Origin of the sequence: Streptomyces sp. NPDC087310 (assembly GCF_044744405.1) — a bacterium.
In the GTDB taxonomy this organism is placed as follows: domain Bacteria; phylum Actinomycetota; class Actinomycetes; order Streptomycetales; family Streptomycetaceae; genus Streptomyces.
This window is the reverse complement of record NZ_JBIUYF010000001.1, coordinates 263,666-277,928: the sequence shown is the minus strand read 5'-3', so window position 1 is coordinate 277,928 and position 14,263 is coordinate 263,666. Positions and strand designations below refer to the sequence as shown.

Annotated in this window: 17 protein-coding genes; 11 read left to right on the top strand and 6 right to left on the bottom strand. The window is 72.8% G+C overall.

Annotated elements, in window-relative coordinates; translation table 11 throughout:
* Positions 1-51: 51 nt before the first annotated feature.
* The 6 genes from rhaS (at position 52) to ACIO3P_RS01215 (ending at position 6,677) form a co-directional block, all read left to right on the top strand.
* Positions 52-1,137 carry a rhamnose ABC transporter substrate-binding protein gene (rhaS, locus tag ACIO3P_RS01240; protein WP_401849773.1) on the top strand — a complete coding sequence of 362 codons (1,086 nt, stop codon included), beginning with the start codon at positions 52-54 and terminating at the stop codon, positions 1,135-1,137.
* Positions 1,138-1,154: 17 nt separating this feature from the next.
* Positions 1,155-1,475, top strand: coding sequence for an L-rhamnose mutarotase (locus ACIO3P_RS01235; RefSeq protein WP_329822733.1), 321 nt, complete (start codon positions 1,155-1,157; stop codon positions 1,473-1,475).
* Positions 1,476-1,546: 71 nt separating this feature from the next.
* Positions 1,547-2,965 carry a BNR repeat-containing protein gene (locus tag ACIO3P_RS01230; protein WP_401849771.1) on the top strand — a complete coding sequence of 473 codons (1,419 nt, stop codon included), beginning with the start codon at positions 1,547-1,549 and terminating at the stop codon, positions 2,963-2,965.
* A 37-nt stretch (positions 2,966-3,002) separates the two neighbouring features.
* Positions 3,003-4,451 (top strand): L-fucose/L-arabinose isomerase family protein, encoded by a 1,449-nt coding sequence (locus tag ACIO3P_RS01225; RefSeq protein WP_329822735.1) that lies wholly within the window; start codon positions 3,003-3,005, stop codon positions 4,449-4,451.
* Positions 4,451-5,476 carry a LacI family DNA-binding transcriptional regulator gene (locus ACIO3P_RS01220; RefSeq protein ID WP_329822736.1) on the top strand — a complete coding sequence of 342 codons (1,026 nt, stop codon included), beginning with the start codon at positions 4,451-4,453 and terminating at the stop codon, positions 5,474-5,476. Before ACIO3P_RS01225 ends, ACIO3P_RS01220 begins: the two co-directional genes overlap by 1 nt.
* Positions 5,477-5,609: 133 nt before the next feature.
* Positions 5,610-6,677, top strand: a complete 1,068-nt coding sequence (locus tag ACIO3P_RS01215) for a glycoside hydrolase family 19 protein (protein WP_401787426.1) — start codon at positions 5,610-5,612, stop codon at positions 6,675-6,677.
* A gap of 102 nt (positions 6,678-6,779) precedes the next feature.
* Here ACIO3P_RS01215 and ACIO3P_RS01210 read toward each other — a convergent pair whose 3' ends face one another.
* The 5 genes from ACIO3P_RS01210 to ACIO3P_RS01190 form a co-directional block, all read right to left on the bottom strand.
* A complete protein-coding gene (locus ACIO3P_RS01210; protein WP_329822738.1) occupies positions 6,780-7,700 on the bottom strand; it encodes a YihY/virulence factor BrkB family protein in 921 nt (306 codons plus the stop codon).
* Positions 7,701-7,917: 217 nt separating this feature from the next.
* Positions 7,918-8,550: a hypothetical protein gene (locus ACIO3P_RS01205; protein WP_401849770.1), complete on the bottom strand. Its 633-nt coding sequence runs from the start codon at positions 8,548-8,550 to the stop codon at positions 7,918-7,920.
* Positions 8,534-9,592: a DUF6286 domain-containing protein gene (locus ACIO3P_RS01200; protein WP_401849769.1), complete on the bottom strand. Its 1,059-nt coding sequence runs from the start codon at positions 9,590-9,592 to the stop codon at positions 8,534-8,536. The genes ACIO3P_RS01205 and ACIO3P_RS01200 overlap by 17 nt, the downstream gene beginning before the upstream one ends.
* Positions 9,589-9,771, bottom strand: a complete 183-nt coding sequence (locus ACIO3P_RS01195; protein ID WP_329822785.1) for a hypothetical protein — start codon at positions 9,769-9,771, stop codon at positions 9,589-9,591. The genes ACIO3P_RS01200 and ACIO3P_RS01195 overlap by 4 nt, the downstream gene beginning before the upstream one ends.
* 75 nt (positions 9,772-9,846) lie before the next feature.
* The gene (locus ACIO3P_RS01190) at positions 9,847-10,353 is read right to left on the bottom strand and encodes an Asp23/Gls24 family envelope stress response protein (RefSeq protein WP_401787438.1); all 507 of its coding nucleotides are present in this window, start codon (positions 10,351-10,353) and stop codon (positions 9,847-9,849) included.
* Between the two features lie 184 nt (positions 10,354-10,537).
* Between ACIO3P_RS01190 and ACIO3P_RS01185 the strand changes: the two genes are divergently transcribed.
* The 5 genes from ACIO3P_RS01185 to ACIO3P_RS01165 all read left to right on the top strand — a co-directional run bounded on the left by ACIO3P_RS01185 (position 10,538) and on the right by ACIO3P_RS01165 (position 13,642).
* Positions 10,538-11,137 carry an RNA polymerase sigma factor gene (locus ACIO3P_RS01185; protein WP_401849767.1) on the top strand — a complete coding sequence of 200 codons (600 nt, stop codon included), beginning with the start codon at positions 10,538-10,540 and terminating at the stop codon, positions 11,135-11,137.
* The gene (locus tag ACIO3P_RS01180; protein ID WP_401849765.1) at positions 11,128-11,832 is read left to right on the top strand and encodes a hypothetical protein; all 705 of its coding nucleotides are present in this window, start codon (positions 11,128-11,130) and stop codon (positions 11,830-11,832) included. Before ACIO3P_RS01185 ends, ACIO3P_RS01180 begins: the two co-directional genes overlap by 10 nt.
* A complete protein-coding gene (locus ACIO3P_RS01175) occupies positions 11,829-12,188 on the top strand; it encodes an Asp23/Gls24 family envelope stress response protein (protein ID WP_329822743.1) in 360 nt (119 codons plus the stop codon). The genes ACIO3P_RS01180 and ACIO3P_RS01175 overlap by 4 nt, the downstream gene beginning before the upstream one ends.
* 64 nt (positions 12,189-12,252) lie before the next feature.
* Positions 12,253-12,759 (top strand): tyrosinase family oxidase copper chaperone, encoded by a 507-nt coding sequence (locus ACIO3P_RS01170; RefSeq protein WP_401849763.1) that lies wholly within the window; start codon positions 12,253-12,255, stop codon positions 12,757-12,759.
* A gap of 19 nt (positions 12,760-12,778) precedes the next feature.
* Complete coding sequence (locus tag ACIO3P_RS01165; RefSeq protein ID WP_401849761.1) at positions 12,779-13,642, top strand: tyrosinase family protein; 864 nt, start codon at positions 12,779-12,781, stop codon at positions 13,640-13,642.
* 113 nt (positions 13,643-13,755) lie between these two features.
* Here ACIO3P_RS01165 and ACIO3P_RS01160 read toward each other — a convergent pair whose 3' ends face one another.
* Positions 13,756-14,028, bottom strand: coding sequence for a chaplin (locus ACIO3P_RS01160; RefSeq protein ID WP_329822746.1), 273 nt, complete (start codon positions 14,026-14,028; stop codon positions 13,756-13,758).
* Between the last annotated feature and the right edge of the window lie 235 nt (positions 14,029-14,263).

Sequence of the window (14,263 nt, the reverse complement as noted above, 5' to 3'; positions counted from 1 at the left end):
CCCTCCCGGAAACCCCGAGCCCGCCGAGCCTCCCGAAAGGTCCCGCCCGCCATGCTGATCCGTCACCCCGCCCGTCGCCGCGCGGCAGCCACCGCCGCCACCGCCTGTGCCCTCGCCGTCGCGCTGACGGCCTGTTCCGGCACCACCAAGGACAGTGCGGAGAAGGACACCGCGACCGCCGCCGCCGGCGCCAAGGCCGACCCGGACGCGCCCCTGAAGAAGGGCCTCAAGCTCGCGTTCCTCCCCAAGCAGATCAACAACCCGTACGAGAAGATCGTCGACGAGGCCGGGATCGCGGCGGCCGGGGAGTACGGCGCCACCGGCAAGGAGGTCGGCCCCTCCGACGCCAACGCCTCCTCCCAGGTCTCGTACATCAACACCCTCATCCAGCAGCGCCAGGACGCCATCCTGATCGCCGCCAACGACCCGAACGCCGTGTGCGGCCCGCTCAAACAGGCCATGAAGAAGGACATCAAGGTCGTCGCGTACGACTCCGACACCGCCAAGGACTGCCGCCAGCTCTTCATCAACCAGGCCAGCTCCGAGGAGATCGGCCGTAGCCTCGTCCAGCACCTGGGCGAACAGCTCGGTCACCAGGGCAAGATCGCGATTCTCTCGGCCACCCAGAACGCCACGAACCAGAACACCTGGATCGAGTTCATGAAGGACGAGCTGAAGCTGCCCAAGTACAAGAACATGCAGCTCGTGAAGGTCGCGTACGGGGACGACGCCGACCAGAAGTCCTTCCAGCAGACCCAGGGGCTCCTCTCGGCCTACCCCGACCTCAAGGGCATCATCTCGCCCACCACCGTCGGCATAGCCGCCGCGGCCCGCTACCTCAGCGACTCCTCGTACAAGGGCAAGGTCGTCCTCAACGGGCTCGGCACACCCAACCAGATGCGCAAGTACGTCAAGGACGGCACCGTCGAGCAGTTCTCCCTGTGGAACCCGGAGGAGCTGGGCTACCTGGGCTCGTACGCCGCGGCCTCCCTCGCCTCCGGGCAGATCACCGGCGCCGAGGGCGAGAAGTTCACGGCGGGCAGGCTCGGCGAGTACACGATCGGCAAGGACGGTGAGGTCATCCTCGGCGAGCCGACCGTCTTCGACAAGAAGAACATCGACAAGTTCGACTTCTGAGCGGGACGGTGACTTCCGTGCAACGTGTCTGCTTCCTGCTGAAGGTCCGCCCGGGCCGCATCGCCGAATACCGTGAACGGCACGCCGCCGTCTGGCCGGACATGCTCCAGGCCCTGTCGGAGTGCGGCTGGCACAACTACTCGCTCTTCCTGCGCGACGACGGACTGCTCGTCGGCTATCTGGAGACCGAGGACTTCGCGGCGGCCCAGGCCGCCATGGCCGCCACCGACGTCAACACCCGGTGGCAGAACGAGATGGCCGACTTCTTCGAGGCGCTGGACGGCGCCAAGCCGGACGAGGCCATGCGACCGCTCACCGAGGTCTTCCACCTCGCCTGACGCCCGCCCGGCGCCTCACCCGACCCATCCCGCCCGGCCCACGCTCCGCAGGACGAAGGAGAGATCCGCGCATGAGGCCCCTGACCGCCGTGCTGCCCGCCCTCGCACTCCTCGCCACCGCCGCACTCCCGGGGGCGCCCACGGCGGCGGACCCCGCACCGGCGGTCACCCGGGTCGCCGACACCCAACTCGACGGCCAGGCCGTCTACTTCGTCTCCTACGACGGCCTGGTCAACAACAACTCCTTCCAGAAGAACGGCCTGCTGACCTACCGGGGGTACCAGTACGCCGCCTGGTACACCGCCGACCGCACCGCCGTCGTCGGCCGCCGCGCCCTGGGAGCCGCCTCCTGGCAGACGGTACGGCTGCCGCACCGGCTCACCGTCAACGACTCCCACAACGTCATCTCGATGGGGCTCTCGCGCGTCGACGGCCGGCTGCACCTCAACATGGACTCGCACAGCAACGGCTTCTTCTACGTCAAATCGGCCGCCGGGCTCCTGGACGACCCCGCCGGACACGCCTGGAACAGCGGCCGGTTCGGCGCCGTCCAGACCACCCTCGACGGCGTCGCGCTCACCTCCCAGTTCACCTATCCGCAGTTCGTCGCCACCCCCGAGGGCCGACTCCAGCTCAGCTACCGCGTCGGCGTCTCCGGCAACGGACGCAACGCGCTCGCCGAGTACGACGGCTCGAAGTGGACCGCCCTCGGCGAATGGGCCGGATCCACGGGCACGTACACCAGCGAGCACGGCTCCAGCACCGCCCGCAACATGTATCTCCACGGCATCGACTACGGCGCCGACGGCCGGCTGCACGCCTTCTTCACCTGGCGCGAGCAGAACAGCGCCGTCATGTGCGCCGGAGGCGGCATCACCAACCACGACACCGGCTACGTGTACAGCGCGGACCGCGGCCGCACCTGGCGCACCGCGGCCGGCGGCGCGGCCGGCACCACCGGGGGCGCCGACCAGGTGACCGTCGGCGACGCCGGTACGGTCGTGGACCCGATCAACCCCGACCACTCGCTGATGAACCAGGAGAGCCAGGCCACCGACTCCGCCGGTCTGCCCCACGCGGTCATCAGCTACGTCCCCGGCCGCTTCGGCCAGTGCACCACGGACTACGTGGCCGACCGCACCGCGAACGGCCGCGCCTTCCACCTCTTCAGGAACGCGGCGGGCACCTGGAAGAAGACCGAGATACCGGTCGCGCTCGGCTCCAGCCAGCGCACCCATCTCGTCCTCGACCGGTACGACAACGCCTACGCCGTCCTGCCGTACGGCCGGATCGTCGCCGCCTCCAGGGCGTCCGGGTACACCGACTGGAAGACGCTGTTCGACGGCGCGGGGCTGAACGCCTTCGGTGAGGTCGTCGTCGACGACACCCGCATTGCCCAGGACGGTGTGCTGTCGTTCATGTACCAGCAGAAGTCGAGCGGCACCACGCCCTCCGCCCTCCGCGTCGTCGACTTCCGGCTGCCGTCCTGACACACCGTTCCGTCCCGAGAGGTACAGAGGAGCCGCCATGACCGCACGTACCCCCGCCCGCCCTGCCGCCCGTACGCCCGCCGTAGCCCGCAAGCCGAGGATCGGGCTGGTCGCCGGAGGTCTGGGCGCCTACTGGCCCCAGTTCCCCGACCTCCTCCCGCAGCTCCGGAGTTCGGCGGCCCGCGTCACCGAGCGCATGAGGGAGTTCGACGCCGAGGTCGTCGACGTCGGGTTCATCTCCGACGCGCGGGAGGGCGCCGAGGCCGCCGAGAAGCTGCGCGCCGCCGACTGCGATCTGATCGTCGGCTTCCTCACCACCTACATGACGGCCACGATGCTCGTCCCCGTCGCCCAGCGCAGCGGCGCGCCCGTCCTGCTGATCAACCTCCAGCCGTCCCCGGCCATGGACCACGCCTCCTTCGACACCGGCAAGTGGCTGGCCTACTGCGGTGCCTGTCCGCTGCCCGAGATGGCCAACGCCTTCGAGCGCGTCGGGGTCCCCTTCCGCTCGGTCTCCGGCCATCTGGAGGACGAGCGCGCCTGGGGGCGCATCGGCCGCTGGATCCGGGCCGCCGGGGTCCGCTCCGTCCTGCGCGGCGGCCGGCACGGGCTGATGGGCCACCTCTACCCGGGGATGTACGACGTGTCGACCGACCTCACCATGGTCCCGGGACAGCTCGGCGGCCATGTCGAGGTCGTCGAGTTCGACGACCTGCGGGTCCGGGTCGAGAAGGTGAGCGACGACGAACTGTCCGCGAAGCTGGACGAGACCCGGGAGGTCTTCGAACTCGCCGACTCGGTGGTCGCGGAGGACCTGCGCTGGGCGGCCAAGGTCTCCGTCGGTCTCGACCGGCTCGTCGCCGACTTCGACCTGGACTCCCTCGCGTACTACCACCGCGGCCTGGACGCCGAGATCCACGAACGGCTCGGCGCCGGCATGATCCTCGGCTCCTCGCTGCTGACCGCGCGCGGGATCCCGGCCTGCGGCGAGTACGAGCTGCGTACGTCGCTGGCCATGCTGGTCACGGACCGGCTCGGCGCGGGCGGCTCCTTCACCGAGCTCCAGGCCCTGGACTTCGACGCCGGCGTGGTGGAGATGGGCCACGACGGCCCCGGACACCTCGCCATCAGCGCGCGCCGGCCCCTGCTGCGCGGACTCGGCGTCTACCACGGCAAGCGCGGCTGGGGCGTCTCCGTCGAGTTCGACGTACGGCACGGCCCCGTCACCCTGGTCGGAATCGGCCAGACCCGCGACGGCCGCTACCGGCTGATCGCCGCCGAGGGCGAGGTGGTCGACGGACCGCACCTGGAGATCGGCAACACCACCTCCCGCGTCGACTTCGGCTGCGACCCGGGCGAGTGGACCGACGCGTGGAGCGCCAGCGGTGTCGGCCACCACTGGGCCCTGGCCACCGGCCGGCTCCTGCCGGAACTGCGCGCGCTCTCCGGCCTGTCCGGCCTGGAGCTCGTGGAAGTCTCCGTCTGATGCGACGTCCGGTGGGGATCAAGGACGTGGCCGGCGCGGCCGGTGTCTCGGTGGGCACCGTCTCGAATGTGATCAACCGCCCCGAGTCCGTCACCGAGGAGACCCGCCGGCGCGTCCTGTCCGCCATCGAACGGCTCGGCTACGTGCGCAGCGAGTCCGCGCGCCAACTGCGCGCGGGCCGCAGCCGCATTCTGGCCATGCTCGTCCTCGACATGGCCAACCCCTTCTTCGTGGACGTGGCCTCCGGAGCGGAGCGCTCCGCGCGCGCCGCCGGGCTCGGCGTGATGCTCTGCAACAGCGCGGAGTCCCCGGCCGAGGAGGCCACGTATCTGACGCTCTTCTCCGAGCAGCAGGTACGGGGCGTCCTCGTCACCCCGGCCGATCTGAGCGGCCGCAACCTCGACGCGTTCCGCCGCCACCGCATCCCGTTCGTCCTCGTCGACCGCATCGTGCCGAGCGCGGACGGCTGTTCGGTCTCCGTGGACGATGTCAGCGGCGGCGCCCTGGCCGTACGCCATCTGCTGCGCGGCGGCTGCCGCGACATCGTGTACGTGAGCGGCCCGATGCATCTCGCGCAGTGCAGGAACCGCCGCGAGGGGGCGCTGCTGGCCCTCGCGGAGGCGGGGCTGCCGCCCGGCGCGCTGCGGCACGTGGAGGCCGCGCGCCTCGATGTCGCGGAGGGCCGGGACGCCGGGGCGCGGCTGCTGGGCATGGATCCCCGCCCCGGCGCGGTGTTCTGCGCCAACGACCTGCTCGCGCTCGGGGTGCTCCAGACCCTCTACCACGCGGGTGTCCGGGTGCCCGAGGACATCGCGCTCGTCGGGTACGACGACATCGAGTTCGCCTCGGCCGCCGCGGTGCCCCTGACCTCGGTGCGCCAGCCCGCCGTCCAGCTCGGCGGGGCCGCGGCCGATCTGCTCATCGAGGAGACGGGGGACGGCGCCGCCGCGCACACGCACCGGCGCATCGTGCTCCAGCCCGAACTGGTGGTCCGCGCCTCCACACTGGCGCGTTCACGCCACTGACGGCCGGGAAGTGACGCCGCGCCACCCCCAACTTGGTCTAGACCTTGACAGGTGCACGCGATTCCGGTTGGTTCTGTCTCACCCCCCATGGCGAGCGCCGGACGCCGGTTGCTCGCGCGAAGGAGTGAGTCGTTTGAGACAGCGCGCACTTGCATTCCTCACGGCGATGGCAGCGGCCCTCGCCCTGGTGATCTTCCTGCCGGCCACCCCGGCGTCCGCCGCGGCCTGCGCCTCGGGCTGGTCGGCGTCCGCCGTCTACACCGGCGGTGCCACCGCCTCGTACAACGGCCGCAACTGGTCGGCCAAGTGGTGGACGCAGGGCGAGGCCCCCGGCACCAGCGACGTCTGGGCCGACCAGGGCGGCTGTGACGGATCGAGCCCCGGTGGCGGTTCCGGCACGAGCTGCGACTACCCCGCGTGGGCCGCGGGACGGTCGTACGTCGCCGGTGACATCGTCCGGTACACCGACGGCCGGCTCTACCGGGCCGAGCACGACAACCCGGGCTACGACCCGGTCATCTCCACCTGGTACTGGGAGCCCTACACCTGCACCGGCGGGCCGACCGAGCCGCCGCCCTCGGGCTCGTTCGTGGTCAGCGAGAGCCAGTTCAACCAGATGTTCCCGAGCCGGAACTCCTTCTACACCTACAGCGGACTGACCGCGGCGCTCAGCGCCTACCCCGGGTTCGCGAACACCGGCAGCGACACGGTCAAGCGGCAGGAAGCCGCGGCGTTCCTCGCCAACGTCAGCCACGAGACCGGCGGTCTCGTCCACATCGTGGAGCAGAACACCGCCAACTACCCGCACTACTGCGACGCGAGCCAGCCCTACGGCTGCCCCGCCGGACAGGCCGCCTACTACGGGCGCGGACCGATCCAGTTGAGCTGGAACTTCAACTACAAGGCGGCGGGCGACGCGCTCGGCATCGACCTGCTCCGCAACCCCAACCTGGTGCAGACCGACGCGGCCGTGGCGTGGAAGACGGCCCTCTGGTACTGGAACACCCAGACGGGCCCGGGCACGATGACCCCGCACAACGCCATGGTCAACGGCCGTGGCTTCGGTGAGACCATCCGCTCCATCAACGGCAGCATCGAGTGCAACGGGGGCAACCCCGGGCAGGTGCAGAGCCGTATCAACAACTACCAGAGGTTCACCCAGATCCTGGGCACCACCCCCGGATCCAACCTGAGCTGCTGAGCGCGGAACAGGGGCACGTGAAAGGGCCGGTGCGGCGGACTTCCCGCCCGCACCGGCCCCTTCGCGCGCGATGACGCCGCGGACGTCGTCCGTACGGTCCGCTCAGCCGGCCCGTCGGCCGGCCCCGGCGGGCACGTCCGGCACGGTGCCGCTCGCGGGAGCGCTCACGGCGGGCGCCGGCAGGGAACCGGCCGCCGCACCGCCGCGCACCGCCTCACCGCGGGCCAGCTCGGCGTTGAACTGCGCGCCCGCCAGCAACGAGAGATTGGTGACCCAGAGCCAGACCAGGAAGACGATGACCCCGGCGAGCGAACCGTAGAGCCGGTTGTACGTGCCCGCGTGCGCCGTGTAGACGGCGAACCCGGCCGAGGTCAGCAGCCAGAGCACCACCGCGAGGATCCCGCCGGGCAGCGCGCGCCGCAGCCTGCGCGTCCCGGGCGGACCGGTACGGAACACCATCAGCACCAGCACCGCAGCGATCGCCAGCAACAGCGGCCACTTCAGCGCGTTCCACATCAGCCGCACCGCCGTACCCATCCCCAGCGCCCGCCCCACCGCCGCGGCGGCCTCGCCGGTCAGCACGAGCGTGATGGCGCTGGTCACCAGGAGCGCCAGCAGCGCGCAGGCGGTGAGCGCGATCCGCGGCGCGGTACGCCACGGCGGCCGGTGGTCGACGGCGCCGTGCATGGCGTGCAACCCCCGGCGGAACACCCCGAGATAGCTGGAGGACGACCAGAGCGCGCCGACCGTGCCGAACGCCGCCAGCAGCCAGGCCGCGGAGCGCTGCCGCGCCATCTCCTCCAGCGAACTGTGCACCAGGCCCTGCGACTGCCCCGGCACGATGGCCGCGACCTGGTTCGCCAGCTTCCCGCTGGCGTCGGGTCCGGCCAGCCCGATGGAGCAGACGGTGACCAGCAGCGCCGGAAAGATCGCCAGAACGGCGTAATAGGTGAGCGCGGCGGCCCGGTCCGTGGCGTCGTCCCGCCACAGCGCGAGAGGCGTGCGCTTCAGCGCGCCGGCCAACCGGCTGCCCCGACCGGCGCCCGGCCGACCGGCGCCCGGCCGACCGGCGCCCGGCCGTGCGGGATCCGGCAGTGCGGGCTCCGGCCGTGCGGGATCAGGGCCGTCGCCGGACGGCGACGATTCCCCGTGCCCGGGTTCCTCGGCGGACAACTCTGCCTCCTGCGTGCTCGAACGTGACGCCCGGCCGGCGACCGACCGCAGGTCACAGCCTGCCTCATCACACCGGCGGGACCCGACCCGGACCGTCACCGCGCACCCGGCCACTGATCCTGTACCCCGTTCCCCGCCGGGCAGGGCCATGGAACCGTACCCGCGCGTCGACCCGTACCGGAGCACCGCTCGCGCGGGCGTCGGCCAGTACCCCGGCGGTGACGCGCTCCACCACCCCGGACGGGTCGGCGCCCGGCGACAGCCGTACGTCGACGGTCGCGAGCAGCCGACGGGGCCGCCCCGAGAGCCGGACCCGCGCGCGGTCCACCCCCGGCAGCCGCTCCGTCTGCTCCGCCATCGCCCGGGCCAGCGCCCCGGCGCGTAGCCCCAGCCCCGGGCGCGGCAGCGCGAGCACCCCCGGCTGCCGGGTCCGCGCCTGGGCCAGCAGCCACCACACCAGCGCCAGCAGGACCAGGGAGAGCACGGCGATCACGGACGGGGTCCACCAGCCCTGTTCACGGGCCCTGCCCAGCGCGCCACGGCCGGCGAGCACGGCGCCGGGGTCAGCGGCGGGCAGGCCGCGCGGCAGCCGCTCCCGTACGGCGGCGTTCCCGGCCAGCGCCCAGCCGCCGGCGCAGACCAGCGCGGCGCCCGGAACGGTCAGCAGAGCGCGGTTCGTGACGTTACGCGGCCGGGGCATCGGCGTTCTCCTTCTCATGCTCGCCCGGTGCGGTGGGCGCGGTGCCTGACGGCTCGTCGGCCGCCGCTACGGTCACCGCTTCGGCCGCCGCTTCGATCTCCGGGGGCCGGGCCGTCCCGGAGTCCGGGGCGCGCCAGTGCGGGTCGGGGGAGATCCGCACCCTGATCCGGGGCGGCCTCGCCAGACCGAGCCGCTCCACCACCTCAGCCACCGCGCGCGCCACTCCCTCCCGGGCCTCGTCGAGATCGCCGAAACCGACCGTCGCGCGCACCGCCGTGCCCCCGCGCCCCACCCGCACCCGGACCCGGGAGATGCCCGGCACCCCGGCCGCGCCGTGGTGCACCAGCGCGCCGGCCGCCGCCCGGTCGAGTGCCGCCCGGGTCCCGTCGGCCGCGTCCGCCATCGCGAGCCGTCCGCGCAGCCCGGGGGTGAGCCCGGTCAGCAGCAGCCACAGCCCGGCGACGACCGCCACCACGCCGCCCACGGTCACCGCCGTGCCGCCGGCGTCCTGTTCGGACGCCCACTGCAGCAGCCGCGTCCGCGCACCGGCCGCCGTGCCGCCGAGCGCCACCGCGACCACGTCCGCGAGGAGCAGCCCGCAGAGCGCCGCGCCGCCCGCGGCGAGCACCGCCGCCGGCACCCGCCGCTCCGACCAGGGGCGGCGGGACCGGCGCCGGGCCGCGCCCGTCTCGGCCGCCGCCGTGTCCGCCTCCGTACGAGGGCCGGGAACGGCCGCCGCACGCGGGTCCAGCCGGCCGATCCGTACCTCCGTACGACCGACCCTCAGACCCGTGAGTTCCGCGGTGCGGGCGGTGACCTCCTCCTGGAGCCGCTCCCCGGCCGCCTCCAGCCGCACCGGATAGGCCAGTGCGACATCGAGCCGCAGCCGCCAGGAACCGCCGTCCCCCGCCTCGGCGGAGACCCGCAGCACCTCGCCGCCGGGCCCCAGAGCCCGCGCCGCGGCCCGGCCGGCGATCCGCCGGACCACCCGGTCGGCGACCCGGGTCGTGCCCCGCTCGGCGGGCTCCGCCGCCGCGGTCACCAGCGCTTCCGTTCACCCGGCTGGAACAGCTCCCCGAGCCGGCCCTCGTCGGCGAGCCGGCCCACGACAAAGCCGACCGCTCCGAGCGCGGCCACCAGCAGGAAGGCCCCGAACCCGCCGAACCAGCCCGCGAAGCCCAGCGCCATCCCCGCGGCCAGCCCCACCACGGCTGTGTTCATCATTCACCTCGTACTCGATAAGGCAGTAGGTCACCGGCACTCGGTCACGGGCACGGCGTCGCGTGCCCGCACGACCTACTCGACGCGACCCTCGGTGACACCCGGGTCGTTCTCGTCCTCGGGCAGATGCACGTCGTTGATCGTGACGTTGACCTCGACGACCTCCAGACCCGTGATCCGCTCGACCGCGGCGATCACGTTCTCCCGTACGTCACGGGCCACATCGGTGATGGCGACGCCGTACTCCACGACCAGATCCAGATCGATCGCGGTCTGCCGCTCGCCCACCTCGACCTTCACCCCGCGCCCGACGTTGGGGCGACCGCCGGGCACCCGGTCGCGCACGGCGCCGATCGTGCGGGAGAGGCCGCCGCCCATGTCGTACACACCGGGGATCTCCCGCGCCGCCATGCCGGAGATCTTCACGACCACGACATCCGCGATGGAGGTCCGCCCGCGCGTGGCGGCCGGCTCGTTCGCGCCCACGGCCCCGGCGCCCACGGTGGTGGAACCCGCGGCGCTGCCGCCCTGCCCGGTCACGGACTTCTTGGTGGTGACGGGTGCTTCCTGGGTCGCTGTCACGGGACAGCCTCCTGACTTCTCGTCCGGTCACCCGGCTCCCGGGGACTCTCGACTCGTTGGACTCCGTGCCGGGGAGATCGTCACGCCGAATCCGCGACTTTCCCTGTCGTGTTTCCTCGCGCGTGACGATGAGCCGTGCCGTGTGTCCAACCGGGCGTACGGGGGCGTCGAAAGGAGTCGGTGAGTGCCCGGCAACGGGAATGAGCTGTCAGCACGCGCGCCGGACCAGGTCCTGGAACAGGGGCGGTCCGACGACGGCCTGCTGGCCGTCCGCGCGGGCGAAGGCGACGAAGAGGCGTTCGAGACGCTGGTGCGCCGGCACAGTCCGGTCATGCTCCAGCTCGCGACACGTCTCCTCGGCAGCCGCACCGAGGCCGAGGACGCCGTTCAGGACGCGTTCGTGAGCGCCTGGCGCAAACTGCCGGAGTTCCGCGGCGCGTCGGCCTTCAGAACCTGGATGTACCGGATCGTCACCAACCGGTGCCTCAACCAACTGCGCGCGCGCCGCCCGGCCACCGACCTCGACTCGGTACCGGAACCCGCCGCGCCCGAACACCAGTCCTCACCCGCGCGGGTCGCCGAGTCCCACGCGGCCACCCGCGCCCTGGCCGTGGCGATGGCGGGCCTCTCACCCGAGCAGCGCGCCTGCTGGGTGCTGCGGGAACTGCACGACATGAGCTACGAGAACATCGCGGAGACGGTCGGAATCAGCCTTCAGGCGGTCCGCGGCCGGGTCTTCCGAGCACGCCGCTACCTGACGGAGGCGATGAGCGCATGGCGCTGAACGCGCATCCCGGCCGCCACGGGGAGACAGAAGGGACACCGGAGGACGCGGTGACGCCCGAGGAGGAACCCCTGCCGTGCGGCCGGGAACTGATCGACGTCTGGGAGGCGTGGGACGCCGGGGAGACCGCGGCCGACCCGCACCTCGCGCACTGCCCGCACTGCACGGCGGCCCTGGCCGATCTGACGTCGCTGGACGAGGCCGTACGCCGGGCCCGCCAGGAGGAGACCGACGACGGGACGCCACCGGCCGAGCTGACCGGCCGCATCATGGACATCGTCCGCCTGGAGCTGCGCCCCGGCCGGACGCTGCCGCTGGGCGCCCCCGAGGAGGACGACTGGATCGTGGAGGCCGCGGCGGCCCGCGCCTTCCGCGCCGCCGCCGAGACCCTGCCGGGGGTACGGGCCGGAAGCTGCCGGATCGGCCCGCTGGAGCCGCGCGCCACCGGAAGCGGTACGGGCGGGCCCGCGGACCGCGGTCCCGTCCAGGTCCGGCTGGAGGTCGCGGCCGGCCTGGGGCGGCCCCTGCACGAGCTGGCGGAGGCGGTCCGCGCGCGGGTCGCCGACGCGGCCAGGGACGCCATCGGGATCGAGGTGGCGCGCATCGACGTCCTGGTCGTCGACCTCCTCGACGAGGACCACCACACCGACGAGGACCACCACGCCGACGACGAGCAGGAAGGGGGAGACCGATGACCGAGCGGAAGATCCAGGAAGAGCTGGCCCTCGTGGCCGCCGACGTCGCGCGGCGGGTCCCGGGAGTGGCGTTCCTGCGCCCGGGGTTCGTCGAGCTGCTGCGCGCCTCCGCCGCCTCCCGCGCCGGACGCCCGGTCACCCGGCCGGCCCCGAACTCCACGGGGGTACGGGTCCGCCAGGTGGGCGAGGGCGCCACGGGGTTCCATCTCGACCTTCAGCTCGTCGCGCGCACGGGGCACCGCACCGTCGACGTCACCCGCGCCGTACGGGCGGCCGTCTGCGCGGCGGCCACGGAGGTGCTGCCGGACCCGGGGCGTCCGGTACGGGTCACGGTGACCGTCGTCGGCATCGTCTGACGACGGGGAGAACCGTATGGGCTCCCTCTCGTTGTCCTGTTCGGGACGACGAGAGGGAGGTCTCATGCCAGGCGGAATCCCGGTGCCGGCCGGAGGGCCACGGGTGGGCGGCCCGCACCGCACCCGGCGCCGTTTCCTGCGCGCGCTGTTCACCCTCGGCATGGTCGCGGGGACATCCGCGGCGCTCGCCCCCGTCGTCAGGGCGGGCCGGGGTACGGCGCCGCACGTACCGTCACCGCCGTACGGCGCAGCGACCGGCGGGGCGGCCCTGGAGGAGAGCTACCGGGGCCGGCACATCCGGGTCGGCCCCGGGGCCGCAGGCCCGGCCACCGCGATCGCCGCGGGAGCGGCCGTCCGCGCCGTACCCGTGCCCGACATCCGGATCGACGGACGGCCGCTCCAGGTGATGCGCAGGGCGGACGGCAGCTATCTGAGCGTGGTCAACCACTACGAGTCCTTCGCGACCCCGCTCGAAGCGGCCCGCGCGGCCGTCGACGACCTCGGCGGAGCCCAACTGTCGCCCGCCGGGCCGGTCCACGGACCGCACCACGGACCGGATCCTCACATCTGACGGCGGGAGCCCCTCACCGGTGTACACCAGAAAGAACCAGCGCGCGCTCACCGGCGCAGAGAAGAAGCGCTTCGTCGGCGCCGTACTCGAACTCAAACGGCGCGGCGAGTACGAGGAGTTCGTCCGCGTCCACACCCAGTACTACGTCTCCGACGCGGAGGGCGGGGTACGCGCCGGGCACATGGCGCCCTCGTTCCTGCCCTGGCACCGGCGCTTCCTGCTGGACTTCGAGCGGGCCCTCCAGCGGGTCGACCCGAACGTGAGCGTCCCGTACTGGGACTGGACGGCCGACCGGACCCCCGCCGCCGCGCTGTGGGGCGAGGACTTCCTCGGCGGCACCGGCCGCTCGGGCGACCAGCAGGTCACGACCGGGCCCTTCGCGTACCGGAACGGCAACTGGACGATTCAGGGCAAGGTGACGGCCGGGAAGTACCTCACCCGCGCTCTGGGGCGCCCCTCGGCCCCGATCGCCCTGCCGACCAAGGACGAGCTGGCCTGGGCGATGAACGAGACGGTGTACGACGCGCCGCCCTGGGACTCGACCGTCCCGACCGGCTTCCGCAACCGTCTTGAGGGGTGGACGTCCGGCGGCGCCGAGCGCTGGCGCAACCACAACCGTGTCCACCGCTGGATCGGCGGGCACATGCTCGGCGCGGACTCCCCGAACGACCCGGTGTTCTGGCTCCACCACGCCTTCGTCGACCTGCTCTGGGACCGCTGGCAGCGCAAGCACCCCAAGGCGACCTATCTGCCCAGGTCCAAGCTGGGCGCGGGGGATCCGCAGCGGGGCCGGGCGCTGAGCCTGGAGGAGCCCATGCCGCCCTGGAACGTCACGCCGTCCGCGCTCCTGGACCACCGGAACCTGTACCGCTACGACGCTTGACCGTACGCCGCGTTCGAGCGGCGGTACGTGCGACGGCCCCCCGCGTGTGTACGCGGGGGGCCGTCCCTCACTCGGAGGCGCGTGGCCCGGGACCACGCGCCGTCAGGCCGGCCTCAGCCGCCGTAGCCGGCGCGGTGGTGCTCGCCCGACAGGTTGGCGCACTGGTTGCCGAACGCCGGGTTGAGCAGACCGACCACGTCGATGGTGTTGCCGCACAGGTTGACCGGGAGGTGCACGGGCACCTGGACCACGTTGCCGGACAGGACACCGGGCGAGCCGATGGCCGCCGCCTCGGCGCCGGCGTCGGCAGCGGCCATACCGGCGCCACCGGCCAGGACGGCACCCGTGCCGACGAGAACAGCGGTTGCCTTCGCGATACGCGACATCAAGTTTCTCCTTGAACGTTTCGAGCACAGCCGCACGATGCACGGCCTTCACGCACTTCAACGCCCGGACTCACGCTGGGTAACGGACCAGCCGCCATTCGATTGCGCACATCCGGATCATCACCTGGTCAGCGCAGTGGTCCGGACGGAAAATGCCGCCGCCCCGCGCCCCCCGTTCCCGGTGGCCGCCCATCCCGACGACCCGGTCCCGCTCCTCCGGGAGTGGCCAGGGCCG